Annotated in this window: 20 protein-coding genes; 11 read left to right on the top strand and 9 right to left on the bottom strand. The window is 64.7% G+C overall.

Annotated elements, in window-relative coordinates:
• The first annotated feature begins 44 nt into the window (after positions 1-44).
• From LB565_RS03645 to LB565_RS03630, 4 genes are all read left to right on the top strand, one after another.
• Positions 45-1,328: a CpaE family protein gene (locus LB565_RS03645; protein WP_224581797.1), complete on the top strand. Its 1,284-nt coding sequence runs from the start codon at positions 45-47 to the stop codon at positions 1,326-1,328.
• Positions 1,329-1,358: 30 nt separating this feature from the next.
• Entirely contained in the window at positions 1,359-2,855 is a 1,497-nt protein-coding gene (locus tag LB565_RS03640; RefSeq protein WP_224581796.1) for a CpaF family protein, read from the top strand.
• Positions 2,856-2,986: 131 nt separating this feature from the next.
• Positions 2,987-4,000, top strand: coding sequence for a type II secretion system F family protein (locus LB565_RS03635; RefSeq protein WP_224581795.1), 1,014 nt, complete (start codon positions 2,987-2,989; stop codon positions 3,998-4,000).
• 13 nt (positions 4,001-4,013) lie between these two features.
• Entirely contained in the window at positions 4,014-5,030 is a 1,017-nt protein-coding gene (locus LB565_RS03630; protein ID WP_224581794.1) for a type II secretion system F family protein, read from the top strand.
• An 88-nt stretch (positions 5,031-5,118) separates the two neighbouring features.
• Here LB565_RS03630 and LB565_RS03625 read toward each other — a convergent pair whose 3' ends face one another.
• Positions 5,119-5,946, bottom strand: coding sequence for a tetratricopeptide repeat protein (locus tag LB565_RS03625; protein ID WP_224581793.1), 828 nt, complete (start codon positions 5,944-5,946; stop codon positions 5,119-5,121).
• A gap of 125 nt (positions 5,947-6,071) precedes the next feature.
• Between LB565_RS03625 and LB565_RS03620 the strand changes: the two genes are divergently transcribed.
• The 5 genes from LB565_RS03620 (at position 6,072) to pdeM (ending at position 12,252) form a co-directional block, all read left to right on the top strand.
• Positions 6,072-7,439, top strand: coding sequence for a leucyl aminopeptidase family protein (locus tag LB565_RS03620; RefSeq protein WP_224581792.1), 1,368 nt, complete (start codon positions 6,072-6,074; stop codon positions 7,437-7,439).
• Between the two features lie 56 nt (positions 7,440-7,495).
• Positions 7,496-7,846: a MarR family winged helix-turn-helix transcriptional regulator gene (locus LB565_RS03615; RefSeq protein ID WP_127877424.1), complete on the top strand. Its 351-nt coding sequence runs from the start codon at positions 7,496-7,498 to the stop codon at positions 7,844-7,846.
• Between the two features lie 49 nt (positions 7,847-7,895).
• Entirely contained in the window at positions 7,896-8,756 is an 861-nt protein-coding gene (locus tag LB565_RS03610) for an NlpC/P60 family protein (RefSeq protein ID WP_224581791.1), read from the top strand.
• Positions 8,757-8,984: 228 nt separating this feature from the next.
• A complete protein-coding gene (locus LB565_RS03605) occupies positions 8,985-11,516 on the top strand; it encodes a ligase-associated DNA damage response DEXH box helicase (protein ID WP_224581940.1) in 2,532 nt (843 codons plus the stop codon).
• A 19-nt stretch (positions 11,517-11,535) separates the two neighbouring features.
• Positions 11,536-12,252: a ligase-associated DNA damage response endonuclease PdeM gene (pdeM, locus tag LB565_RS03600; protein WP_224581790.1), complete on the top strand. Its 717-nt coding sequence runs from the start codon at positions 11,536-11,538 to the stop codon at positions 12,250-12,252.
• 3 nt (positions 12,253-12,255) lie between these two features.
• Here pdeM and LB565_RS03595 read toward each other — a convergent pair whose 3' ends face one another.
• The 4 genes from LB565_RS03595 to LB565_RS03580 are packed head-to-tail and all read right to left on the bottom strand — an operon-like array spanning position 12,256 to position 17,191.
• The gene (locus LB565_RS03595) at positions 12,256-13,194 is read right to left on the bottom strand and encodes a dimethyl sulfoxide reductase anchor subunit family protein (protein WP_224581789.1); all 939 of its coding nucleotides are present in this window, start codon (positions 13,192-13,194) and stop codon (positions 12,256-12,258) included.
• Positions 13,195-13,200: 6 nt separating this feature from the next.
• Positions 13,201-13,935: a 4Fe-4S dicluster domain-containing protein gene (locus LB565_RS03590; RefSeq protein ID WP_224581788.1), complete on the bottom strand. Its 735-nt coding sequence runs from the start codon at positions 13,933-13,935 to the stop codon at positions 13,201-13,203.
• On the bottom strand, positions 13,932-16,862 hold the full coding sequence (locus LB565_RS03585; protein WP_224581787.1) for a molybdopterin oxidoreductase family protein: 2,931 nt from the start codon (positions 16,860-16,862) through the stop codon (positions 13,932-13,934). The genes LB565_RS03590 and LB565_RS03585 overlap by 4 nt, the downstream gene beginning before the upstream one ends.
• Positions 16,859-17,191 (bottom strand): hypothetical protein, encoded by a 333-nt coding sequence (locus tag LB565_RS03580; RefSeq protein ID WP_224581946.1) that lies wholly within the window; start codon positions 17,189-17,191, stop codon positions 16,859-16,861. The genes LB565_RS03585 and LB565_RS03580 overlap by 4 nt, the downstream gene beginning before the upstream one ends.
• Between LB565_RS03580 and LB565_RS03575 the strand changes: the two genes are divergently transcribed.
• Positions 17,141-18,046, top strand: a complete 906-nt coding sequence (locus LB565_RS03575) for a LysR substrate-binding domain-containing protein (protein ID WP_224581786.1) — start codon at positions 17,141-17,143, stop codon at positions 18,044-18,046. The genes LB565_RS03580 and LB565_RS03575 overlap by 51 nt on opposite strands.
• Here LB565_RS03575 and LB565_RS03570 read toward each other — a convergent pair whose 3' ends face one another.
• From LB565_RS03570 to LB565_RS03555, 4 genes are all read right to left on the bottom strand, one after another.
• Positions 18,047-19,303 carry an Hsp70 family protein gene (locus LB565_RS03570; protein WP_224581785.1) on the bottom strand — a complete coding sequence of 419 codons (1,257 nt, stop codon included), beginning with the start codon at positions 19,301-19,303 and terminating at the stop codon, positions 18,047-18,049.
• Positions 19,304-19,504: 201 nt separating this feature from the next.
• Complete coding sequence (locus LB565_RS03565) at positions 19,505-20,296, bottom strand: TIGR02186 family protein (protein ID WP_224581784.1); 792 nt, start codon at positions 20,294-20,296, stop codon at positions 19,505-19,507.
• On the bottom strand, positions 20,296-21,219 hold the full coding sequence (locus LB565_RS03560) for a sulfite exporter TauE/SafE family protein (RefSeq protein ID WP_224581783.1): 924 nt from the start codon (positions 21,217-21,219) through the stop codon (positions 20,296-20,298). The genes LB565_RS03565 and LB565_RS03560 overlap by 1 nt, the downstream gene beginning before the upstream one ends.
• 192 nt (positions 21,220-21,411) lie before the next feature.
• Positions 21,412-25,515 (bottom strand): peptidoglycan-binding protein, encoded by a 4,104-nt coding sequence (locus LB565_RS03555; protein WP_224581782.1) that lies wholly within the window; start codon positions 25,513-25,515, stop codon positions 21,412-21,414.
• Between the two features lie 453 nt (positions 25,516-25,968).
• On the opposite strand from LB565_RS03555, the gene LB565_RS03550 reads away from it, so the two are divergent.
• Complete coding sequence (locus LB565_RS03550) at positions 25,969-26,433, top strand: MerR family transcriptional regulator (RefSeq protein ID WP_224581939.1); 465 nt, start codon at positions 25,969-25,971, stop codon at positions 26,431-26,433.
• Positions 26,434-26,609 lie beyond the last annotated feature (176 nt).

The following is a 26,609-nucleotide window of genomic DNA, read 5'->3' as shown; positions in this document are numbered from 1 at the left end:
CCGCGCCGGACGATGAAGAGAGCAGTCACGGAAAGAGCATGACGATGAGCAATCTTGCCTACGACACGCCCGCGGAAACCGGCGACCTTTCGCAGCAGGACATCGCCGCCATGCAGGCGCTGCGTCCCGTGCCGCGCATTTCGATCCAGGCCTTCTGCGAGACCGAGGGGGTCGCCAATCCCGTCACGCGTGCCGGCGAGGATCGCCGGATGGCCAAGGCCCATCTCAAGGTCCATATGGGCGGCATCCCGACTGCGATCGAGTTCTACCAGTCCGCGCCGACACCGAACCTGATCCTGCTGGAATCGCGCAGCGAACCGCAGCAGTTGCTCGAACAACTGGGCCAGCTCGCGGAATATTGCGATCCGTCCTCCAAGGTCGTGGTCATCGGTCACTACAATGATGTCGGGCTCTACCGCGAGCTTATCCGCTCAGGCATCTCCGAATATGTCATCGCGCCGGTCTCGATGTCTGACATCGTCAGCGTCGTGTCGTCGATCTTCGTCGATCCGGATTCGGAGCCGATCGGCCGCTCGATCGCCTTCGTCGGCGCCAAGGGTGGCGTGGGCTCCTCGACCATCGCTCACAATGTCGCCTGGGCGATGTCTTCCCTGTTCAAGTCCGAAGTTGTCATCGCCGATCTCGATCTGGCCTTCGGCACCGCCAATATCAATTTCGACCAGGATCCGGCGCAAGGCATCGCCGAGGCGGTGTTTTCGCCGGAGCGGGTCGACGAGGTCTATCTCGACCGCCTGCTCGCGCAATGCGCCGAGCATCTGTCGCTGCTCGCGGCTCCCTCCACGCTCGAGCGCGTCTATGATTTCGACTCCGAGGCCTTCGCGCAGATCATCGAGACGGCGCAGCGCAGCGCGCCTCTGCTGGTCCTCGACGTCCCTCACGTCTGGAGCGGGTGGGCCAAGAGCACGCTGATCAAGGCGGACGAGGTCGTCATCACGGCCACGCCCGAGCTCGCAAATCTTCGCAACACCAAGAACATGGTGGACATGCTGAAGCGGCTGCGTCCGAACGACCCGCCGCCGAAGCTGATCATCAACCAGGCGGGCGTGCCGAAGCGGCCGGAGATCGCGGCTTCCGACTTCGCCGAACCGCTCGGCATAACGCCGATGGCGGTGATCAACTTCGAACCGCTGCTGTTCGGCAATGCCGCCAACAACGGCCGCATGCTCTCCGAGATGGACGCCAAGAGCCCGGTCGTCGCGACCATCAATGAAATAGCGCATGTGCTGACCGGACGCAGCGAAATCAAGGCAAGGAAGAAGGCAGGCCTGGGCTCGATCCTCGGCAAGCTCTCGCGCAACAAGAAGTGACGCTGATTGAGCGGCATCGGGTAGTCGATCATGTTTGGTAAAAGAGGCAAAGACGACGGCGGCCGGGCAACGCCCGAATTCCGTCCGCCGGCATCCGCTCCCGCCGCCCCTCCAACGGGAACTTTGACGGCCGAACGGCCGGTCGCGCCACCGTCCAGCACGCCGGCCGCGTCGCCCGCGCGCCGCCCCGTCGAGGCGCCGCCCATGGCGCCGGAGCCGCCAAGAAGGGCCCAGCGCGAGCGCTCGGAGACTTACTACGACACCAAGAGCCAGGTTTTTTCCGCGCTCATAGACACGATCGATCTGTCGCAGCTCGCCAAGCTCGATCCCGAGAGCGCGCGCGAGGAAATCCGCGACATTGTCAACGACATCATCGCGATCAAGAACTTTGCGATGTCGATCTCCGAGCAGGAAGAGCTGCTCGAGGATATCTGCAACGACATTCTGGGCTATGGACCGCTGGAGCCCTTGCTTGCGCGTGACGACATCGCCGACATCATGGTCAACGGCTCCAAGAACGTCTACATCGAAGTCAATGGCAAGGTCGAACAGACCGGCGTCCGTTTCCGCGACAACCAGCAACTGCTCAACATTTGCCAGCGCATCGTCAGCCAGGTCGGCCGCCGCGTCGACGAATCGAGTCCGATCTGCGACGCGCGCCTGCCCGACGGCTCGCGCGTCAACGTCATCGCGCCGCCGCTGTCGATCGACGGCACCGCGCTCACCATCCGCAAATTCAAGAAGGATAAGCTGACGCTGGACCAGCTGGTCAAGTTCGGCGCCATCTCGCCGCAAGGCGCGGAAATCCTCAAGATCATAGGCCGCGTCCGCTGCAATGTCGTCATTTCGGGCGGCACGGGTTCGGGCAAAACCACGCTGCTCAACTGCCTGACCAATTATATCGACCGCGAGGAACGCGTCATCACCTGCGAGGATTCGGCTGAACTGCAGCTGCAGCAGCCGCATGTGGTCCGTCTCGAAACCCGGCCGCCCAATCTGGAGGGCGAGGGCGAGGTGACCATGCGCGACCTGGTCAAGAACTGCCTGCGCATGCGGCCTGAGCGGATCATCGTCGGCGAAGTGCGCGGACCGGAAGTGTTCGACCTGCTGCAGGCGATGAACACCGGTCACGACGGCTCGATGGGAACGATCCACTCGAACAGCCCGCGCGAATGCCTCAACCGTATCGAATCGATGATCGCCATGGGCGGCTATTCGCTGCCGCAGCGCACGGTGCGCGAGATCGTCGTCGGCTCGATCGACGTGATCATCCAGGCGGCCCGCCTGCGCGACGGCTCGCGCCGCATCACCCACATCACAGAGGTGGTCGGCATGGAAGGCGATGTCATCATCACCCAGGACCTTGTCCTCTACAACATCAAGGGCGAGGACGCGAGCGGCCGGCTGGTCGGCGAGCATGTGTCGACGGGCATCGGCCGCCCGCATTTCTGGGACCGCGCCCGCTATTATGGCGAGGAGCAGCGCCTCGCCAACGCGCTCGAGGCGATGGAGAAACGCGCTGACTGAGGCATCTGGAGGTTGGAAGCAATTCCAGGAAAAGGGTGAAGCGGTTTTCCGTCTGGAATTGCGTCAAAACGAAGAGATAGGGCGGTTCGCCGGTTCATTGGAACGGCGAAATGCCCGAAGGACCCTGGTCGATGTTCGGAATTGATACCACCGTATTGGCTTTCGTCGTGCTTGCCGGCTTCAGCGCCGGCGCGGTGGCCTATGCTTTCCTGTTCACGCGCATCGACAACGAGAAGCAGGCTGGCAAGCGGCTTCAGACCATCAAGACCGCCGAAACCGACCGGTCTGTGGTGAAAGCATCGCGCGACCGCGCCGCCGAAGCGGTCAAGCGGCGAAAAAACGTCCAGGACTCGCTGAAGCAGCTCGACGAGAAGCAGAAGACCAACGATCGCAACGTCAAGAAACCGCCGCTGAAGGTCCAGATCCGCCAGGCCGGCATGCAGGTTCCGATCGAGCGCTTCTACATGTATTCGGCTGTCTGCGGAATCGTGCTCACGGGCCTTCTCTTTTTCCTCGGCGCGCCTTTGTGGGCTCTGCCCGGCGCGCTTCTGGTGGGCGGCCTCGGCCTGCCGCGCTGGTTTGTCTCCTTTCGCCGCACACGCCGCGTCAAGGCCTTCCTGGAAGAGTTCCCGAACGCGCTCGACATTATCGTGCGCGCGGTCAAATCCGGCTTGCCGCTCAACGATGCGATCCGCCTGATCGCCAACGAATCGCCCGAACCGGTCCGCTCCGAATTCCGCCGCATCGTCGATTCCCAGCAGATGGGCATGTCGGTGCCCGACGCCGCTATGCGCATGTCCGAGACCATGCCGTGCAGCGAGGCCGGCTTCTTCGGCATCGTCATCCAGATCCAGTCGCAGGCTGGCGGCAATCTGTCCGAGGCGCTGGGCAACCTTTCGCGCGTGCTGCGCGACCGCAAGAAGATGAAAGCCAAGGTCCAGGCGCTGTCGATGGAAGCCAAGGCATCCGCCGCCATCATCGGCGCCTTGCCTTTCGTCGTCGCCTTCCTCGTCTATCTGTCGAGCCCGAACTATATCATGCCGCTGTTCACCACCAACATCGGCAACCTGATCCTCGGCTGCGCGGGTGTGTGGATGTCGATCGGCATCCTGGTGATGCGCAAGATGATGAACTTCGAAGTGTAGGGGCGCGGATCCAGTGACAGAGCAGGTCGTCAAAACACTCACCGACCCTTCTTTCCTGATCGCAATGCTGGTCGGCATTGCCGTGTTCGCGACCGTCTTCACGCTCATGCCGGCGTTCGGCGGCACGTCGCTCAAGTCGCGCATGAAAAGCGTGGCCCTTGAACGCGACAAATTGCGCGCCGAGCAGCGTGCGCGGCTGGCCAGCGAGGCCGATCGCCGTCGCAAAGGCCTGCGCGAGGAACAGTCCATCGGCATGCGCAACGTCGTCGACCGCCTCGATCTCAGGCGCGCGCTTGCAGATGAAAACACGATCCAGAAGCTCAAGGTCGCGGGCTTCCGCGGCGAGAACCCGCTGACGCGTTTCCTCTTCTTCCGCCTCGTCCTGCCATTCGTCGGTTTTGCCTTGGCGGCCATCTATCTGTTCGTGCTCGGCGGCTTGCCGCAGCAGCCGACTTTCATCAGGCTGTTCGTCTGTGTCGTTGTCGCCTATGGCGGCTTCTATACGCCGATCGTCTACGTCAACAACCGCGCGACCAAGCGCAAGCAGTCGATCCAGCAGGCTTGGCCGGACGCGCTCGACCTGATGCTGATCTGCGTCGAATCGGGCATGTCGGTGGAAGCGGCCTTGCGCAGGGTTGCCGACGAAATCGGCGCGCAGTCGGTGGCGCTTGCCGAGGAATTCGTGCTCACCAATGCCGAGCTGTCCTATCTGCAGGACCGCAAGATCGCCTATGAGAACCTGGCAAGCCGCACCGGTCTGGAATCGGTGAGGTCGGTATCCCAGGCCTTGGTCCAGGCCGAACGCTACGGCACGCCGGTGGCGCACGCGCTGCGCGTGCTCGCCTCGGAAAGCCGCGACATGCGCATGAACGCCGCCGAGAAGAAGGCCGCAGCCCTTCCGCCGAAGCTAACCGTGCCGATGATCCTGTTCTTCCTGCCGGTTCTGTTCGCCATCATTCTGGGTCCGGCCGGCATCCAGGTCAGTCAGCGCGGCATCTTCGGCGACCAGCACAGTTCTTCGAGCCAGTAGGCGGGCCGTTCCCTTCGATCAAAAAAGCCGCGCGGGGTCCGTGCGGCTTTTCAATTTCAGAGGCGATCGGCTTAGCGCCATCCGCGGGTCAGTTCGTGGCGACCTTCGCCTTGCCCTTGTCCTGATCCTTCAGCTGGCTCCAGGCGTTCTGCTGGGCAAGCATCTGGCGCAGATAGGCGACGTTGGCCTGCGCTTGCTCGGGCGACAGCTCCTGCGAAGCGATCTTCTCTGCCTCGTCGAAACGGCCCTGCAGGCCTACGACCAGCGCGAGATTCTGCCGCACCCTGCTGTCGGCGCCGGGCTGCTGCGCGGCGGAGCGCATATAGGTTTCTGCCGTGCGCAAGTCGCCCTCGAGCACGTAGGACATGCCGAGATTGGACAGCACCGAAGGCTCGTTCGGCTTCAGTTCCAGCGCCTTGCGATAGTCCTGCCGCGCTTCGTCCTTCTGTCCCATCTGATCGAGAATGGCGGCTTCCGCCGACACCAGCTTCCAGTCCGGATATTCTGGCGTCTGCGCGCGCCGCACGGCATCGAGGGCCGGCTCGAACTGGCCGTTGGCCGCAAGCGCCTTGCCATAGGCCGCAAGCACCTCGCGATCCTTGGGATAGGCGATCGCCAGCTTGCGCATCACCGCCAGCGACTGATCGGCATCGCCGTCCATCTGCAGCGCCGCCGCGAAATTCATCGCGATGCGCTTGTCGTTCGGATTGCGGGCATAGGATTGGCCGAGCCTGGACGTGGCGGTGCGCAATTCGCTGGACGACATCGTTTCCAGCGGCCTGCTGTCGGAGCGGGAGATGGAGCCGGTGGTGAACTTGCTGGTGCTGCCGCAACCGGCCACGCTGGCCGCCAGCGCCGCCATGAAGACCGTGGTGATCAGACGCTTGGCTGTAAGGTTCAACGCTTCGGTCGGCATCGGCGTCCGGTCTCCATTCCTGTGCGGCCATTGGCTGACCGTCTTCCCTCCCGCAGAAATATTCTGTTAACCCTAACGGACCGTTAAGAAGCGCCGACTCGAACTGTTCGGCCGGAGATCATCACATGCCTGTCGAACTCGTTGAGCAGAAGCCGGAAGCCGCCTTGCCTGTCTATCTGGTGGCAAAGGACGCCCTTGAAGCTGCGGCGCTGCCGCCGTCTGCCGTCGCCTGGGCCAGGGCCAACGGTTTTTCCGGCGAGGCAGGGCGCACGCTGGTCCTGCCGGGCGAGGGCGGCAGCCTTGCCGGCGCGCTGTTTGGCACAGGCGACGGCGAAAGCGTTCTTGCGCTCGGCGCGCTCGCAAGGTCGTTGCCGGAAGGCGACTGGCATTTCGCGTCAGGCCCCGCACAGCCCGATCTCGCCGCACTCGCGCTGGTCCTCGGGGCCTATGTCTTCACCCGCTATGGCAAGAAGCCCGGCAAGGGCTTGCGCTTTGCGCTTCCGGAGGGCGCCGACGCCGCGCATGTCCGCCGTGTCGCCGACAGCGTGTTCCTGACACGCGACCTCGTCAACACGCCGACCAGCGACCTCGGGCCGCTCGAACTGGAAGAAGCCGCCCGGAAACTGGCGGCCGCTCATGGCGCCGATATCTCCGTAATCCATGGCGACGATCTCCTGGCGCGGAACTTCCCGATGATCCACGCCGTCGGCCGTGCCTCCACCGGCGCGCCCCGGCTGATCGACATAATCTGGGGATCGGGCGATGCGCCGAAGGTGACGCTGGTCGGCAAGGGCGTCTGCTTCGACACCGGCGGCCTCGACATCAAGCCGTCCTCCGGCATGCTTTTGATGAAGAAGGATATGGGCGGCGCCGCCAATGTGTTGGGTCTCGCCTCCATGATCATGGCGGCGAAATTGAATGTCCGGCTGCGTGTGCTGATCCCCGCCGTCGAGAATTCGATCGCCGGCAACGCCTTCCGGCCCGGCGACGTGCTCAGGAGCCGCAAGGGCATCACGGTCGAGATCGGCAACACGGACGCCGAAGGCAGGCTGATCCTGGCCGACGCGCTGGCGCTGGCAGACGAGGAGCAGCCCGCTTTGCTGGTCGACATGGCGACACTGACCGGGGCTGCCCGCGTCGCGCTGGGGCCGGATCTGCCGCCTTTCTACACCGCCGACGAGACGCTTGCCGCCGACCTTGCAGCCGCGTCCGTTGCGGTCGAGGATCCGCTGTGGCGAATGCCGCTATGGCGTCCCTACGACGCAAAGCTTTCCTCGAAGGTTGCCGACATCAGCAACGTCACCACGGACGGTTTTGCCGGATCGATCACCGCTGCGCTTTTCCTCAAGCGCTTCGTCGAGAAGACTCACCGTTGGGCGCATTTCGACATCTTCGCCTGGAACCCGGCCGATCGCCCTTACGGCCTGACCGGCGGCGAAGCGCAGGGCATTCGCGCGCTGGAGCGGGTAATCGCCGAGCGTTTCGGAGCGTAGCGGCAAAATGCTGCCACTGAAACGGAACCGAAACAATTTGCCGGCATGCTTGGGCGATGTCGATCTCAATGCGCCCGAGCCAGGCCTTGCGATTGTGGCAGCAGGTGATGCTGGCCCAAGTGCGCGACGGTGAGCCCGATCTCACCATGCGCCAGACGGCGATCCTGTTCACCATCTATCTCGATCCGCCGCCCCATACGGTGCGCGGGCTGGCCGCCAGACTCAACGTCACCAAGCCGGTCATCACCCGAGCGCTGGACACGATGGGCGCGCTGAAGCTGGTCTCGCGCCATCGCGACGAGCTCGACAAGCGCAACGTGCTGATCCGGCGTACGGTGGAAGGCGCGCTCTTTGTCGAGCGCTTCGGCGATGGTATCGTTGCCAGGGCGCACGAGCTGCCCATCTGACCTCATTGCCCCTATCTGAGTTCATTGCTGATTTGACTGGATTATCGATTTGACCGCCAGGGATGCCCGACTTCATGCTTTCCGCTCCGACCTTGCCGATGCGAGGCTGAGGGGCGAGGTCGCCGCCGACCGCTTCGTCGCCGGCCGCCCGGCGCGGATCACGGCCGCTGTCGCCGACCTGCGCAAGGCGCCGCGCCCTGATGCGGGCGTCAACACGCAGGCGCTATTCGGCGACGATGTGCTCGTCTACGAGGACGCGGAAGGCTGGGCCTGGGTGCAGGCAGAGCGCGACGGCTATGTCGGCTATGTGGCCGACAATCTGATTGGCGCGCGCGAGCGTGCGCCCACGCATATCGTTTCCGTGCCGCGCACTTTCCTCTATCCCGGACCGGATCTGCGTTTTCCGATCAATGGGCAGCTGTCGATGGGCTCGACAGTGACGGTGACCGGCTCGGCCGAAACGCGCGGCACCCGTTATGCGCTGCTCCCCTCCGGCCAGGCGATCATCGACCGCCATTTGCGGCCGATCGCCGAGCTGGCGGAGGACTACGTCACGGTCGCCGAGAGCTTCCTCGGCACGCCTTACCTTTGGGGCGGGGTCTCGGGCTTCGGCATCGACTGTTCCGGCCTCGTGCAGTTGGCAATGCGCATGACGGGCAAGGATGTCCTGCGCGACACCGACATGCAGGCGGCGTCGATCGGCACGCCGTTGGAGCCGGGTCCGGACTATTCAGGTCTCCGGCGCGGCGACCTCGTCTTCTGGAAAGGCCATGTCGCCATCATGACCGACGAAAGAGACATGATCCACGCCAACGGCCACACCATGCTGGTCTCGCGCGAGGGGCTGAAGGAGGCGGTCGAGCGCATCGGCTATCTCTATGGCGGCCCGACGGGGTTCAGGAGACCGTAGCGCCTTTACCTCTCGCCTTGTGGGAGAGGTCGGATTGCCCCGATTTGTCCTTCACAAATCGGATGGCAATCCGGGTGAGGGGTAGCTTGGCGCCAAGCTGGAGCACCCCTCATCCGTCTCGGGGCTGCGCGCCGATCCACCTTCTCCCGCAAGGGGAGAAGGGAAGAGTGATCCCCTTTTGTTCCGATTTTCCTTGGCGATTGCCTGCCGCCGCGCTACCTCTTGCGCGTGACCGAGCAGCCGCGCCTTGCCGAACAGAATGCCGCCGTCCTGCTGCCTGAGCCATTCGTCAGGTGGTTCGGCGAAAAGGGCTGGTCGCCGCGCGTCCATCAGCTCGAGCTGCTGGCGACCGCTCAAAGCGGCCAGTCGGTGCTGCTGATCGCGCCGACCGGCGCCGGCAAGACGCTGGCCGGCTTTCTGCCGTCGCTGACCGAGTTGGCCAATCGCCCCAAGCGAAGGCCGGGCGAAGCCCGCCGCGGCATCCACACGCTCTACATCTCGCCGCTGAAAGCGCTGGCCGTCGACATCGAGCGCAATCTCGGCAAGCCGGTCGAGGAGATTGGCTTGCCTGTCACCATCGAGACGCGCACCGGCGACACGCCTTCGCACAAGCGCCAGCGGCAGAAACTGGCGCCGCCCGACATATTGCTGACCACGCCTGAGCAACTCGCGCTGCTGATAGCCTCAAACGGCGCCAGGCGCTTCTTCGAGGACCTGCGCTATGTCGTGCTCGACGAATTGCATTCATTGGTCACCTCAAAGCGCGGACATCTGCTCGCGCTCGGCCTGGCGCGGTTGCGCGCTTTTGTCCCTGGGTTGCAGACCATAGGCCTGTCGGCCACGGTGGCCGAGCCCGACGAGTTGCGGCGCTGGCTGGTCAGTCAGGCGTCTCCCGGTGCCATGTCCGAGCTCATCGTCGTCACAGGCGGCGCCAAGCCCGAGATATCGATCCTCGACTCCGAAGAGCGGGTGCCCTGGGCCGGGCACTCCGCCCGCTACGCCACGCCTGAGATCTACAGCGAGATCAAGCGGCACAAGACCACGCTGCTGTTCGTCAACACACGCAGCCAGGCTGAGTTGCTGTTCCAGGAACTATGGCGCGTCAATGAAGACACGCTGCCGATCGCGCTTCATCATGGGTCGCTTGATGTCGCGCAGCGCCGCCGCGTCGAGAAGGCCATGGGCGAAAACGCGTTGCGCGCTATCGTCGCCACCTCGACGCTCGATCTCGGCATCGACTGGGGCGATGTCGATCTGGTGGTGCATGTCGGCGCACCGAAAGGCGCCAGCCGGCTCGCGCAGCGCATCGGCCGCGCCAACCACCGCATGGACGAGCCGTCGAAAGCGATCCTGATCCCAGCGAATCGCTTCGAGGTGCTCGAATGTCGCGCCGCGCTCGACGCCAATTATCTTGGTGCGCAGGACACGCCGCCGCTGGTCAATGGCGGGCTGGACGTCTTGGCCCAACACTTGCTGGGCTGCGCCTGCGGCGCGCCGTTTCATGCCGATGTGCTCTTCGATGAGGTAAGGACGGCCGCACCTTACGCCGGCCTGGACAGGCCGACATTCGACCGGGTCATCGACTTCGTCGCCACCGGCGGCTACGCGCTGAGAAACTACGAGCGCTATGCCCGCATCCGGCAGACGAAGGAAGGCTTATGGCGGGTTTCAAATCCGGCCGTCGCCCAGCAATACAGGCTCAATGTCGGCACCATCATCGAAGTGCCGGCGCTCAATGTGCGTTACGTCCAGGCCGGCAGCAGGGGGGCAGCCTCGCGAGGCGGCAGGGTGCTGGGAAAGATCGAGGAAGCGTTTCTGGAGACTTTGACCCATGGCGACACCTTCATGTTCGCCGGCAAGATCTTGCGTTTCGAAGGCATTCGCGAGAACGAGTGTTTCGTCTCGAACGCGCCCGGCAGCGATGCGAAGGTGCCGTATTATGGCGGCGGCAAATTCCCGCTTTCGACCTACCTCGCCGAGCAGGTACGAGCCATGCTCGACGACCCGCAACGCTGGAAGAAACTGCCCGAGCAGGTGGCGGATTGGCTGCGGTTTCAGGCGGACAAGTCCGTCCTGCCGAAACGCGACGACCTGTTGATCGAGACTTTCCCACGCGGCAACCGGTATTACCTCGTCGCCTATCCCTTCGAGGGCAGGCTTGCGCATCAGACGCTCGGCATGCTGCTCACGCGACGGCTGGACCGGGCGGGCGCCAAGCCGGTCGGCTTCGTCGCCACAGATTATGCGCTGGCCATCTGGTCGCTGGCCGATATGGGCTGGATGTTCAAGAACAGAAAACCGTCGCTGGCCACGCTGTTCGATCAGGACATGCTGGGCGATGATCTCGAAGCCTGGTTTGCCGACAGCTGGTTGCTGAAGCGCACCTTCCGCAACTGCGCGCTGATTTCCGGACTGATCGAAAAGCGCCATCCCGGCAAGGAGAAAAGCGGCCGCCAGGTCACTGTGTCGACAGACCTGATCTATGACGTGCTGCGCAGCCATGAACCCGACCATATTCTGCTGCAGGCCACCCGTACGGATGCCGCGACCGGGTTGCTCGATGTCAGCAGACTTGCCGAGATGCTCTCGCGCATCCGCGGTCGAATCATGCATAAGAACCTTGAGCAGATATCGCCGTTGGCCGTGCCGATCATGCTTGAAATCGGCAAGATGCCGGTGAATGGCGAGGCGGACGAAACGCTGCTGATGGACGCCGCTACCCTCGTCGAAGAGGCCATGGGGCCGGAGATGGCGGACTGAAAGAAAGAGCCGAGAGGGGATGAATTTTTCTTTGTCGCGCGCAACGCTGATCGCCGAGGCCGACCTTGTCGGCATCGCCGGCGAACGCGCGGTCTGTGACCGGCGCGGCGTTCTCTATTTCCCCGACCTGCGACTGCTTGCCGTCTCCGATCTGCATCTCGAAAAGGGCTCGTCCTTCGCCCGGCGCGGCACGCTGATCCCACCTTACGACACCGGCGCCACCTTGCTGCGGCTTCAGGCGGTCATCGCCGACTACCAGCCGCGGATCGTCCTCAGCCTGGGCGACTCCTTCCACGACGGCGGCGGCGCCGGGCGCATGCATCAGAGCTTCCGCGAGCGCCTGGAAGCGATGATGGCCGGCCGCGATTGGTTCTGGGTCGCCGGCAACCATGATCCTGAAGCGCCAGCCGACCTGCCTGGCGAGACGGTCAAGGAACTTGCCATCGGCTCGCTGCTCTTCCGCCATGAGCCGTCGAAGCTGCGCGTCGAAGGCGAGATCGCAGGCCATCTCCATCCTTGCGCGCGCATTGTCCAGCGCGGGCGCTCGGTCCGGCGGCGCTGTTTCGTCGGCGACGGCGGCCGCATGATCATGCCGGCCTTCGGCGCCTATACCGGCTCGCTCAACGTTCTCGACCGCGCCTATGCCGGCCTGTTCCGGCTGGAAACGCTGGTGGCTTATATGCTCGGCGCCGAGCGCATTTTTGCCATTTCCGGCTCGATGCTCAGGCCGGGCTGAAGCTTACTCCCTGCCATAATAGAGGGTGACCGTGTGCTTCGCCTCGGCGAAGAACAGCCAGCGCTCGACCAGCATGCCGGCGAGTTGCGCGACGGCTGCAAGCATGGATGCAATTGCGCTTAAGGGCCATGGCAGGAAGTACACGATCGCCAGCAGGATGGCTGGCACGGCGAATGCCAGCGCCTGCGTGATCCGCCGCAGCTTGGCGCTATGCTCGCGTGCGATGCGAAAGCCCATTTCCTTCAGCAGGTAGTTCTCTTCGGTGTGAGGCCACTCGATCGACCGCACGGTGCCTCCGGCGAGGCCCGTCGCCGTGTTGGCGGTCGTCGGGATTTCCAGCCGGTCATTGTAGCGCCAGGTCGCAAGCTTCCAGCCCCAGCCGGCGAGCGTGGCAAGCAGAGCCCAGATAAGCATCGCCGTCGAACCTTGCCTAAACCCTTGGAGCAACGCGTTGGCGAGAACGCTTCCGGTCATGCCTGCGAAGATGAGATAAGCCGGCAAAGTATAGCGGCTGTGCCATTGCGCGATCGGCTTCAGCGACGCGTAGATCATGCCTGTTGTGGTGACGGTGATCACGGCGCCTGCCGCCGCCAGCAGTCCGGCGGCCGCCACCCATCCGCCGCTCTTGCCGAGAAACACCCAGCCGATGCCGAACAAGGCAGCCGGAAGGAAGGTGGCCACCGAGGCCACGCCTTCGCGCGACAGCCACGAGCTGCGCCACTGCGAGAAAGCGCGCCAGGCTCGTTCAGGGCGGCCGAGATGGCCCGTGGACGACAACAGCCCGGCCGCGATCAGGCCGAGCGCCAGGGCCATGCCGACAAGGCCAAGCCAGAAATCGGCGGGAATGAATCCAAACCCGCCGAGCAGACCGAGCAGCGCCAGCAGCCCGTAGCCGGCCCCGGTGGCGGTGGTGAAGAAGACGACCGAGAAAGCGGGATGCATGATCGGCTAGTTCGAAAGCATGCGATCGATCCAGCCGAGGAAGCCGCCCTCGGCCTCGATCGGCTCCAGCGCCGGCGCGTCCACCTTCGCCGCACGTTGGCTGCGGGCGCGCGGCGGCAAATATATGTTGGTCGGCTTATAGCCGAGCTCCGGCATCAGCGCGACGCCGCCGCGCTCCTCTACAAGCTGCGAGATCGCCGAAGCCGGATCGCCGAGATCGCCGAAATGTCGGGCGCTGGTCGGGCAGGCGGCAACGCAGGCCGGCACGCGATCGTCTTCCGCCAGATTGTCGTTGTAGATTCGGTCGACGCAGAGCGTGCATTTCTTCATCACGCCGACATCGGTGTCGAATTCGCGCGCGCCATAAGGACAGGCCCAGCTGCACAACTTGCAGCCGATGCATTTATCCTCGTCGACCAGCACGATGCCGTCCGAGGCACGCTTGTAGGAGGCGCCGGTCGGGCAGACGGTGACGCAGGCCGGCTGCTCGCAATGCAGGCAGGAGCGCGGGAAATTCACCGTGCGGCCGCCCAGCTCCGTCGTGTGCTCGTAACTATGCACTCGGTTGAACCAGACGCCATCGACATGCCCGCCATAGGGGTCGATGTCGGTCAGCGGCGCCATATGGCCGCCGGTATTCCACTCCTTGCAGGCGGTGACGCAAGCCTGGCAGCCGACGCAAGTGTCGAGGTCGATGACGAGGCCGAGCTTCTTATCGGTTTGAACGGGAAGACAGGTCATTCGGCGGCTTCCCTCTTCATGCGGAACGCGGCGCCGAAGCGAAGCACGTCCGGCGAAGGCTCGAAATGCGGCGGCTGGGCGAAACGCTCCAATTGCGGCTCGGTGAAGCCGGCTTCCTCAGGCGCGCATTTGACGATCCGCACGCGCACATCGAACCACGCGGCCTGTCCTGTGACCGGATCGGAATTCGAATAGCGCTTGCCGTTGGCGTCGGCCGCGGTCTGGTCGGCGATGACGTGGTTGAGCAGGAAGCCGCGATTGCTCTCCGCCGCATCGTCCTTCAGCCCCCAGCTGCCGCGCCGCTTGCCAACCGCGTTCCAGGTCCACACCGTGTCGGGGTTCACGCCGTCGACCAGCTTGATCTGGCCCTTCACCCGGCCGTTGATGCTTTCGATCCACACCCAGTCGTCGTCGGAAAGGCCAAGGCCGGTGGCGGTCTGCGTATGCACGAACAGGCGGTTCTGGCTGGTGATCTGCCGCAGCCACGCATTTTGCGAGCCCCAGGAATGGTACATGTGCATCGGCCGCTGCGTCAGCGCATGCAGCGGATATTTTGCGAGATCGACGGTGGCATCCTCGAGGGGCGCGTACCAGAATGGCAGCGGGTCCATATAGGCTTCGATACGGCCGCGCTCGGCCTCCGGCGGCTGCACCTTGCCATGGCCGCGCGCCGCCAGCCGGAATCGCTGCATCGGTTCCGAATAGAGCTGGAAGACAATAGGCTCGGCCCTGGGGATGAAACCCATCTCGGCCGCGAAGTCGAGATAGGCGCGGTTGCCCATCTTGTAATAGCGCTGGTCGTCGGAAAATTCGTGGTGCCAGAAGCCGCCATTGTCGATGTAGCGCTGCATCTGACCCGGATTGACGTCGCCCCGGCCGATCGCGCCGCCATTCTTACCGCGCCAGCCGGCTAAAGGGCCGATGCCCGGCGTGCGTTCGTGGTTGACGATGTAATCGGCATAGTCGCGGTATTTCGCCGAGCCGTCCTCGTCGACGAAGCCCGGGAGGCCGAGCCGCGCGCCGAGCTCGATCAGCACGGACTGGAATGGCCGCACGTCGCGGTCCGGCTGCACCACCGGATGGCGGATGGCGTCGGCGGCCCCGTCCGCATGGCTGATCGGCCGGTCGAGCAGGCTGATGCAATCATGCCGCTCGAGATAGGTGGTGTCGGGCAGCACAAGGTCGGCAAACGCCACCGTCTCGGAATAATAGGCGTCGGAATAGATGACGAAGGGGATCTTGTAGGCGCCTGCCGCGTCCTTGTCGGTCAGCATGGCAATCGTCTCGACCGTGTTCATCGACGAGTTCCACGCCATGTTCGACATGTACATCAGCAGCGTGTCGATCGGATAAGGATCGCCGGCCCAGGCATTGCGGATCACCGAATGCATCAACCCATGGGCGGCCAGGGGGGCTTCCCAGGAGTAGGCCTTGTCGATGCGGGTGGGCCGGCCGGCCTTGTCGACGACAAGATCGTCCGGGCCGCAGACGAAGCCGAGCGGCATGCCGTCCAGCGGCGTCATCGGCTGGGCGTTTTTTCCGCATGGCTTCGGCCCCGGCGGCGCCGAGCGCGGATAGGGCGGCTTGAAGCGGAAGCCGCCCGGAACATCCACCGTGCCGAGTAGCACCTGCAAGAGGTGGATGGCGCGGCAGGTGTGGAAACCGTTGGAATGGGCCGAGATGCCGCGCATGGCGTGCATCGAGACCGGTCGGCCCTTGATCGTCTCGTGTCGCCGGCCGGCCCAGTCGGTCCAGGCGATCGGCAGCTCGATCGTCTGCTCGAAGGCGACATGCGCCAGCTCAGCCGCGATGCGCCGGATCGTGTCGGCGGCAACACCGCAGCGCTCTGCCACGGCGTTCGGCGAGTACGTCTCGTCGAGATAGCGTTCGGCGATGAGCTGGAAGACCGGCACGCAACACCGCCCGCCAATCTCATAGCTGCCGGTCAGCGCCGGCTTGGCTTCGGGGTCGGCTGCGTTGACCGGCCGCTCCGCCACTCTGTCCCAGGCAAGCGGGTTGTCGTCCTTGTCGCGCACGAACAGTCCATCGTCGGCGGCCCCCGGCTCCTGCACGACCAGCACCGTCGCGTTGGTGTAGCGCAGCAGATAGTCGAGATCGACGCGGCCGGCCTTGAGCAGTTCGTGGACGAGCGCCAGCACGAACAGGCCGTCCGTGCCTGGGCGAATGCCGATCCAGTCGTCGGCGATGGCATTGTAGCCGGTGCGGCAGGGATTGATCGAAACCACCTTGGCCCCGCGCGCCTTGAGCTTGCCGAGGCCGATCTTGATCGGATTGGAATCATGGTCCTCGGCGACGCCGAACAGCATGAAGTATTTCGTGTTGTCCCAATCGGGTTCGCCGAACTCCCAGAACGAGCCGCCGATCGTATAGAGCCCGCCGGCCGCCATGTTCACGGAGCAAAAGCCGCCATGCGCGGCGAAATTGGGCGTGCCGAACTTCGATGCCCACAAGCCGGTCAGCGATTGCGACTGGTCGCGCCCGGTGAAGAAGGCAAGCTTCCTCGGATCGGTGCGCCGGATCGCCGACAGCCTCTCGGTGGCGATGGTCAGCGCTTCCTCCCACTCGATCTCGCGGAATTCGCCCGAGCCGCGCGGACCTGTGCGCAGCAAGGGCTTCCTCAGCCGCGCCGGGCTGTAATGCTGCATGATGCCGGCGCTGCCCTTGCCGCAGATCACGCCGCGGTTCACCGGATGGTCCTTGTTGCCGTTGATGTAGCGAACCTTGCCGTCCTTGATGTGGACGTCGATACCGCAGCGGCAGGCGCACATGTAGCAGGTGGTCTTGGCGATGCGGTCGGAGACTTCAGGCGAGGTCTCTACGCCGTCGCCTTCGTTCGGTGCTCGGCTGTCCGCCAGCGGCCGCTGCGAGGGTGCGGAATTGGCGCCGCGCGGCGCGGCTTTGCTCATGATCCGCGAACGCTCTTGCCGCTCGCCATCTTGGCCTTCGTCTTGGGGCCGGGGCCGCGCATGTAGTGGAGCTCGGGATGATAACGCTCGCCGGCGAGCTGCCGCTTCAGCCGACGGCTCCAATGCGCGAATAGGGATTTGAAGCGCCCTGCCATTTCCCCTCTTGGCTTATGACGACCAATTTTTTCCAACTTCAGGCAAAAACTTAGAACAAAGCAATTGATCTGTCTAACAAGCGGCTCTTGTAATTCCGATCGACTTTGCTTCTTAGTTGCGACATGACCCTCGATCAGTTGCGCATCTTCGTCGCCGTCGCCGAGCACGGTCATATGACCAGGGCCGCCGAGCGGCTCGGCATCTCGCAGTCGGCCGCGTCGGCTGCCATTCGCGCGCTCGAAAGCCAGCACGGTGTGCGCCTGTTCAACCGGGTCGGCCGTAACATCGAACTGGCCCAGACCGGGCACCGCTTCCTGCCGGAAGCGAAGGCTGTCCTGGATCGCGCCGCCGCCGCCCGCGGCGTGCTGGAGGATGTCTCGCAGACCGTCGCCGGCAGCCTGTCGATCGCGGCCAGCCAGACCATCGCGAGCTATTGGCTGCCCCGTCGCCTGGCTGCCTTCCATGAGGCCTATCCTGCCGTGAAACTGAGCGTGACGATCGGCAACACCAGGCAGGTCGAGGCCAATGTGCTGGACGGCAGGGCCGATTTCGGACTGGTCGAGGGCCGCACCGAGTCCGACATCCTGCGCCGCGCCACGGTCGACGAAGATCATCCGATGCTGGTGGTTGCGCGCGCGCATCCCGAAATTCCGACGACGCGGGCAGGGAACCTCGACATCAGGGCGCTGCGCTGGATCATCAGGGAAGGGGGGTCCGGTACGCGCGAGGCGCTGGAGGATTTCGCGCTCAGCCAAGGGGTCCCGCCGGCCGAGCTGCAGATTTTCCTCGTCCTGCCCAGCAATGAGGCCGTGCGTCAGGCGGTCGAGGCCGGCGCGGGGGCGACGATCATCTCGGAACTGGTGGTCGCGCGCTCCTTGGCGGAGGGCAGCCTCAGGGCCGTGCCGGTCGAATTGCCGAAGCGCGACTTCGCCATGATCACGCATCGCGACCGCCAGGCGAGCCTCGCGCAGATGGCGCTGAAGGCGCATCTCACCGGCAAGGCGGACGCCTCGGCAAGCGCGGAATAATCAGGCGTATTTGCGCTGCGCGTCGAGCGCGAGGCCGAGGCCGACTGAGCCGAACATGTCGCCTTCGATGACGGCGGCCTGCGGCATCAGTGACAGGATCTGCCGCTTGGCCAGCGGGATGGCGGTCGAACCGCCGGTGAGGAACACGGCGGTGATGGCCGAGGCGGCAACGCCGGCGTCGGCGATCGTCTGTTGGACCGTTGCGGCCACGCGTTCGATGTCGCCGGCAATCGTCTCCTCGAGGCCTGCGCGCGTGATCTCGGCCGCGAAGCGCGCGCCGGGCAGCGACACCTTCACCTCGGCTGAAGACTGGTCCGTGAGCGCGATCTTCGCCCTCTCGACCAGGCCCGCCATCGCATGGCCGTAGCGATGCTCGACGACATGGATGAAGCGGTCGACGAGGTCGGCCCGCTCGGCCTCGTAGCGGATCTGCCTGAGATCCGACATCGCCTTGGCGGTATAGACCAGATTGATGCGCTGCCAGGTCGCCAGGTCGATGAAATAGGCCGCCGGCAGGTTGCGCTTGTGGTCCTTGGTCCGTGTCAGATAGCCGAGCTCGGGCATGACATGGGCGATGCTGAGCAGCCGGTCGAAATCGGTGCCGCCGATATGGATGCCCCGGTTGGCGAGGATGTCGGCCTTGCGGTCGCTCGACCGCGCCCGCTCCGGCGAGACCCGGACGATCGAGAAGTCGGAGGTGCCGCCGCCCATGTCGACGATCAGTGCCAGCTCCTCGCGGGAAACCTTTTGCTCGTAATCGAGCGCCGCCGCGATCGGCTCGAACTGGAAGGCGATGTGCTTGAAGCCTTGCGCGCGGGCGGCCTTTTCAAGTTCGCCTTGCGCCTTCGAATCGGCAGCCGCGTCGTCGTCGACGAATTGCACGGGCCGGCCCAGCACCACGTTGTCGACCGGACCGCCGGCATCTTCTTCCAGCCGCTTCTTGAGGTGGTCGATGAACAGGCCGATGATGTCGACGAAGCCGATCTGGCGCGCCTTGATGCGCGTCTTCTCGTTGGCAAGCGAGCTGCCGAGAACGCTCTTCAGCGAGCGCATCAGCCGGCCTTCGACGCTGTCGGTATAGTCGCTGATCGCCCGGCGGCCGAAATAGGTGTAGCCGTCCTCGAAGTTGAAGAACACGGCGCTCGGCAGAGTGGGCTGCTCGCCTTCCAGCGCCACCAGCCGCGCCCGGCCGTCGCGGATCACGCCCACGGTGGAATTGGACGTGCCGAAATCGATGCCGCCGAATGCCGATTGCATCGCAGCCTCCTGTCTTTGCTTCATGGCGGCAGATCGTCGGCGACGCGTTGCGCGCCGTCATCCGGATTGCCGGACCGCTCTGCCGAAATCGAAATGTGTGTGCTTGTCCCTAGGGCTGGGAGGCGGCGATGTACCGCAAAACCGGGAAAAGGGAAACCCTGTTTTGAACGGAAAACGGGTCTTCCGGTTCTTCCCGAAGCATCAATCCTTGCGGAAGATGAGCCGGCCCAGCCAGCCGGTCAGCATGGCCAGCGATATCGCAAACACGCCGTAGAGGAACGAATCGTCATGCGCGACGCGGAAGACCGACTGCTCGAAGCCGGATTTGCGGATTTCGAGCTGGGCCGAGCTTTCCTTGACGAACATGCCGCTCTTGAACAGGAACGCGCGGGCTTTATGGGTCCCGACCGGCACGTTGGGCGCGAGCCGCACGGTGGCGCGAAACAGGTTCTGCGACAGAAATTGCACGCCGCCGACATTCTCGCTGTAGAGGCCCGTCGCCGCCTTGCGGTCGCGGAGCGCGGCGGTGAATTCCTCGATCGTCGCCGGACTATCGGCTTCGTCGGCGGGCTTCATGTAGAGGTTCTGCGCGCCAAGCGAGAGCTGTTTGTATTTGGCAGGCTCGGCGATGTCTTGCAGCGGCCGCGTCGTCGCGACGGAATAGGAAACCGGCACGTTCTCGAACGTCTCCGAATCCAGATTGATCCAGACGCCGAGCACTCTGTCCTTGCGCCGGACGACGACCGGCCTTGGCGGCCCTTCGAGCACCACGATCACATCGTAGCGCCCCTGGCGCGCGATCAGCGGGTCGGGATTTTCCAGCGATCCGAAGATCGTCAGGTCGGCGCCCGAGAAACCCGCCGTGATGGAAATGGCGTCGGTCGACAGGCCGATCTGGATGCTTTCGGCGGGCGGCGTTTGTGCCGTCGCCGGGGAAAGGGCAAAGAGCATCGACAACGAGACGGCGGCTGCAAATGCTCGTCGTGCCGCCATCAGTTGAGCCCCGCGGCGGACAGAGAATAGAGATTGGGCGGCGTCACGAAGAGATCGGCGGCAAGGCGGATGGCGACGGCCAGCACCAGTATCGCCAAAAGCGCGCGCAGCTGTTCGCCGCGCAGCCTCTGTCCGGCCTTGGCGCCATATTGCGCGCCGGCGACGCCGCCGGCCATCAGCAGGAAGGCCAGGATCACGTCCACCGTCTGGTTGGTCGTGGCATGCACCAAGGTGGTGTAGGCCGAGGTGAAGATGATCTGGAACAGCGAGGTGCCGATAACCACATTGGTCGGCACCTTTAGCAGGTAGATCAGCGCCGGCACCATGATGAAGCCGCCGCCGACGCCCATGATCGACGACAGGAAGCCGATCCCGGCACCAAGCCCAAGCACCGGGATGACGCTGACGAACAGCTTCGAGGCGCGGAAGCGCATCTTGAACGGCAGCCGGTGGATCCAGTTGTGCTGGCCGGATTTCTTGAGCACGGGCGCGGCGCCGCTGCGGCTGGCGCGCAGCGCGTTGACGCTTTCGACCAGCATCAGCCCTCCGACCGTGCCGAGCAGCGCGACGTAGAGCAGCGAGATGAACAGGTCCAACTGGCCAAGCCGGCGCAAGAGCGCAAAGACGAAGATACCGGCCGTCGAGCCGACGATGCCGCCGGCCAGAAGCACGCCGCCCAGCTTGAAGTCGAGCGTGCCGCGCTTGAAATGCGACAGCGCGCCGGAGAACGAGGAGGCGATGACCTGGTTGGCGCCCGTGGCGACGGCGATCGCCGGCGGGATGTTGTACAAGATCAAGAGCGGCGTGATCAGGAAACCGCCGCCGACCCCGAACATGCCCGACAGGAAACCCACCGCCGCGCCCATCGCCAGCAGCACGAAGACGTTGACGGAAATTTCCGCGATCGGGAGATAGATGCCCACCCGTCTGTCTCGATCAGTTTGTCTGTCGGCGCATAGTGCCGTCCCCGGACAGTAAAGCACCGAAAAGCCAATTTTTTCTTGCAACGGCGCGGGGGCGGATTAAAATCCCGCCGCCGCGCCGAAACAAAAACCATCTCAATCAGTTAACAGGCAAATGTGTGGCAGGGCGTCGCGTATGCGACGCGCCTGCCGTTATTTGTGCGCCAGGAGCGCCTTGACGAGCGGCGCGTCGATCTCGCCGGTCGGCTTCATCTTGTTGTCGGTCTGGAAGGCCATGATGGCGTTCTTGGTCTTGCCGCCCATCACCCCGTCGGCGCCGCCGGCATCGTAGCCGTTCTTGTTGAGGATCAGCTGGATGTTCTTCACCGCCTTTTTCATGTCGATGCCGGCGGTGGTCTGTGGCGTGCTGTCCTGCCAGGATTCCGGAACATCGGCCGAATTGGCGGCCGCGTTGAGCGGCTTGGCCTTCCACAATTCCGTGGCGGCCCGCGCCCGCTCGAGCTGCTCGGGCCTGAGCGCATTGGCGATCTCGTCGCGCTTGGCCGCGGCGTCCTTGTCGCCGGTCTTGGCGACGAGCGCGAACCACTTGTAGGATTCTTCCAGGTTCTGCTTCATGCCGACGCCCTTGGCGGCCAGGATGCCGAGGTTGAACTGGCTGTCCTTGACGCCGAGGTCGGCGGCTTCCTGGAACCAGTGCGTGGCCGATTCATTGTCGGTCACGCCGTCCGCAGCCATGGCGAACAGCACCGCCAGATTGTGCATGGCGCTGGCGTTGCCCTGTTGGGCGGCGAGCTGGTAGTAGGTCTTGGCCTTCTTGATGTCGCGCGCGACGCCGATGCCTTTTTCGTAGAAATTGCCGATGCGGTATTCGGCCGGCGCGAAGCCGAGCTCGGCCGACTGCTCATACCATTTGGCGGCCGCCTTCATGTCCTCCTTGACGCCGCGCGATTCCGCGTAGCGCGAGCCGACCTCGAACAGCGCCTTGGCGTCGCCGCCGGCGGCGGCATCGCGCAGCGCCACCGGACCGATTTCCGAAGGAATGTCGAATTTGGCCGCGGCCGCCTGGCTTCCGGCCGGCGGCACGGCGCCTGTCGCGTCGGCGGAGGTGGCAGCCGGCGCGCCGGTTGCTGCGCCGGCGGGCGCCGGCGCGCTGGCCGCGGCGCCCTCGGCCGCCGGACTGGCCATTACAGGTTCCTTGGCCATCGGCTGCATGTCGCCATCCATATCCGTCGCGGAGGCGGCTGCGGCGGCAGGTTCGGACGGTATCGCCGAAGCCGTCGGCGTCGGCGCGGCAGGCGCCGCAAGTCCCACCGGCGCGGGCGCCGGTTCGGCGGGCATGGCGGCGGCAGTTTCGGGACTGGAAGGAATAGAAGCGGCCGGGGCAGCGTCCTTGAGGGGCTCCGCCTGCCTGATGGGACGGGCAGGGGCGTTTTCGGCCTTTGCGGTTCCCATGTCGGTCTTTTGCGCATCGGCTAGCGGCGCGGCGGTGGCGTTGAGCGAAGCCGTATCGACCGTCTGTGAGGAGACGACCGGCGCGGGCTGGTTGTTGGCCGTTTCGACAGGATCGGACAGGAAGGCCTTGCCCAGCTGCAGGCCGGCCAGCGCCATCATGATCGCAGCAGCCGCCATCAGGATCGGCTTGCGCCGCGCCTTGAGCAGGTCGCCGATCCTCAGCGCCTTCACCGGGCCGGTCATGGTCGACTGCCGCTTCAGCGTGTCGGCTTCGGCTGCGGCCGCCTGGGCCGCGCGGCGGGCAGCGGCGATGAAATCGGACTTTGCGGCATCGCTCTCGGTGCGCCTGACCGGCTGACCGCCGCGCTCGTCGCGCACGCGCTTCATGATGGCGTTGAGGTCCGGCGCGCCGGAACCGGGCTCCAATGGCCGGTTGGCGGCCTTGGGATCGAGCGGTTCGTCGATGTCGACGCTTGGCACGTCGCCGGCCGGCGCAGCGCCGGCAAGCGGCTGCGTGTCTGCTTCCTTCTTGCCCTTGAAGGCGCGCGCCAGGCCGCTGAACATCGATTTCCTGCGGCCGGTCGTCTCGCTCTTGTCGCCGACCGCATCCGGTCCGAGGGCTGCCATGGCCGCCGCTGCCGCGGCCTCGGCAGGCGTACGTTGCGCGCTCGGCTCGTCGCGCATGATGGCTGCGGCGCGGCCTTCAAGGCTGGCCATGTCTCCCGTGAGCGGCAGCGGCTGGTCGATGTCCATCGAAGGCGCGTCCTGCACCGCGATCTTGCCGCCGCGGCCGCCGCGCTTCCCGGCCGGCTTCGGATCGACCAGTTCGCTGACCGCTTCGCTGGTCTCGCCCGATTCCAGCGAGCCCAGCCGGTCGACGATCTTGAGCAGCGTGTCGTGGATCGCCTCGAATGTTCGCGAGTTGCGCTCGTCGGAGCGCCGGGTGAGCGCTTCGAGCGTCTTCAGGTCCTGGGCGAGGCCGGCCACCGCCGTCGCGTTGGTCTGGGCCGTGCTGGAGGTCGACTCGGCCAGCGATTTGACGGCGCTCTCGGCCGCCTCGCGCGCCACGCTCAGGATGGAATCGCGCGTGCCGGCCAGCGACTTCTCGATCTCGTTGAGGCGCGGGCTGATGTCCTCGAATTCGGGCAGCGGCATGCTGGGCTTGGAAAGATGCGCCGACAGGCCGGCAACTTGCGCTTCCAGGCTGCGGATCAGCGCCGGATCGATGCCCGCGACCTGCTGCGCGGACCATTCCAGCCGGCTGGAAATGTCCTCGAGCCGGCTTTCCAGTCCGCGGATAGCCATCTCGTTGGCAGGGTCGGGTGTGCGCGTCTCGATGCGCTTGGCAAGCGCGGCGAAGCGGGCGTCGAGCGCTTCCATGATGCCGGCGCCGTCGTCCTGGTGCATACGCTGGTCGAGCCTGTCCGCGACCTCGTCCAGCCGCCGCTCGAGGTCGCGAAACAGTATATTGCCCTGTTCGATCGCATCGCCCTGGCGACGCTCGAGCAGCATGGACAGCGCATCGAAGCGCTGCTCCAGACCGTGGAAGATCTGGTCGGCGTCGGGCATGGCCGGCGTGCGGTCCATCTTCTCCGTGATGGAGGCGATCTGCCTGCCGAGCCGTTCCATGGCCTGTTCGGGAAGATCGGCGCGGCCGGCCAACTGATCCACGCGGCTGGTGAGAAGGTTGAGGCGATCGATGACCTCGGCGCCGGGTCGCGACTGCGCGACCTCTTCGATCTGCGCCGCCAGCGATGCCATGCGCTTCTCGATCCGGCCGAAGGTTTCGGGGTCGAAGACATTGGCCTGCGCGGCGACCGTCGAGGCGACGATGGCGCGGGAAATCTCGTCCAGCCGTTCGTCGATCATGGCGAGCGTTTCGCCGCCGCGCGCCGTCTGCTGGCCGGCGAAACGGTCGATCGCGCCGGCGAGCGTGCGCACCTTTTCCTCCAGCGAGCGTAGCGAAAGCGATTCCGGCAGGTTGTTGACGGCGCTGCTGATCTGCTCGAGCCGGTCTGTCAGCACCGAAAGGCTCGGGCCTTCCGCGCGCTTGCGCTGGTCGGCGTCGACGCGGTCCTCGAAAGCGCTCCAGCGGCGGTCGAAATCGTCCCAGCGGCGGTCGACCTTCTGCACGCTTTCCTCGCGCGCCAGCGTGTCGAGCGCGCCTTTCACCTGCTCCAGTTCCAGCCGCAGCAGATTGACGCTGCGGTCGTCGCTCTTCTCGGCGAGCGCCTGGATGGCGCCCGAAAGCCGCTCGAATTCGAGGCCGAGCTCGGCACTGCTCTTGTCCGGCATTCCGCTGGTGCCGAGCTGGCTGTTCGCCTGCATGGCGCGGTCGATGTCCCGGCGAAACGCTTCGAATTCGCGCTGCAGGCCGGCGGTCATCTGATGGCGCAGTTCCTCGCGCAGCCCGCGCAGTTCGACGGCGATCTTGCCGACCATGGCGACGCTGTCTTCCTGGCCGCGCACCCGGTCGATGTCACGCGCGATCGCCTGATAGTTCTGCCCGAAGGCGGGCGCCGGATTTTGCGGAGCGCGAGTTTGCGGCCGCTGATTCTGCGTGCCGGGATACTGCGGCGCCGGGCTTTGTGGCGGCCGGTCCAAAGGTCTTTGCGCGGAATAGGTATCTTCGTACCAGCGCGGCTGGCCGTAAGGCTGCGTGCTTGGATAACGCGGCTCGACCGGCGGCCGCCGCAGATCTGGGCGGTCGGGCATGTCGGCGCGCGTCCGATCCAGCCGCTGCTCCAGCGTTTCGAGCGAGCGGTTCAGTTCCTCGAGCGATGCGTGCTGCCGGCGCTGCCTGCCGGCATTGAGTGTATCGAGATAGGACCGCTTGCTGTTCATCGATGCGCCCGTGTTCAGAATGGCCGGCTTGAGGCCGGTTTCTCCAGTAGCCTGCCGGGGAACGAAGCGAGCCGAGCGGTTTTGCTGCGGAGGAAGACAGGCTTCCCGGGTTTTCACCCGCGCTTCGAAAAACCGTGAAAAATTCACTACAGGATAAACACGGGTGACCGACATGCGCACATTTCGCCCAACGTAGTAAACAAGGCGTTAACCAAGCTTAAGAAGTCGCGCATAATCATCCGTCGGCGTCCGGGTGCGGCATAAAGTTCCCGCTCGACAACGCCCTTGCGTCACCCGGCGGCTATCGTTATAGAATTGACGTAAACGTAAAAGGTGCGAAGCCGTGCCTCTTGCGATTGATTTGTTGCAACCACGATTGGAAGCATGCCCCCGCTTCCATTCAGGCGACGCTTGGTCCGCGACCGCGACGCCATCAGGGGAAAGCCAGTGACCATGAAACTTGTTTCGCCCGGCGAAGCCGCGGCCAATACCAATGACGTTCCGGCCGAGGCCGGCGAGGAATTCGTGCGCATCGGCGAGATGGCCAAGAAATACGGCGTGACGCTGCGCACGCTGCGTTTCTACGAAGACAAGGGCCTTCTCAATCCGCATCGCGACGGCTCGACCCGTCTCTACACGCGCCGCGACAAGGCCCGGCTGAAGCTGATCCTGCTCGGGCGCAAGGTTGGGTTCTCGCTGCGCGACGTCAAGCAGATGATGGATCTCTACGATCCGACCGGCACCAACACCAAGCAGTTGCGGCTGGCGCTCGACAAGTCCGAGAAGCAACTCGCTCGCCTGCAGAAGCAGCGCGCGCTGATTGATGACGCCATCGGCGAGTTGAGCAATTCGATGTCCATCGTGCGACAGATGCTCAGCGAGCGAACCGCTGCGCCGCAGGCGAGCGCCGCCGGCTGATCGCCCGCTCTCAGTAAATACCCCGGACGTAGAAGCCGCGTGGCTATAGCCGCGCGGCTTTTTTGTCGCCACAATGCCTGCCCGCTCACAAAAATTTTTGGTTGCGACGAAGTTGACGTTTACGCAAACGTCAATATTTGCTATCGGGCATCGACATTGGCCCGGCCTTCTGTCCA

Origin of the sequence: Mesorhizobium sp. CA14 (assembly GCF_020165195.1) — a bacterium.
Taxonomy (GTDB): Bacteria; Pseudomonadota; Alphaproteobacteria; order Rhizobiales; family Rhizobiaceae; genus Mesorhizobium.
Note: the sequence above shows the minus strand (reverse complement) of the source record. Positions and strands in the feature narration are given on the sequence as shown.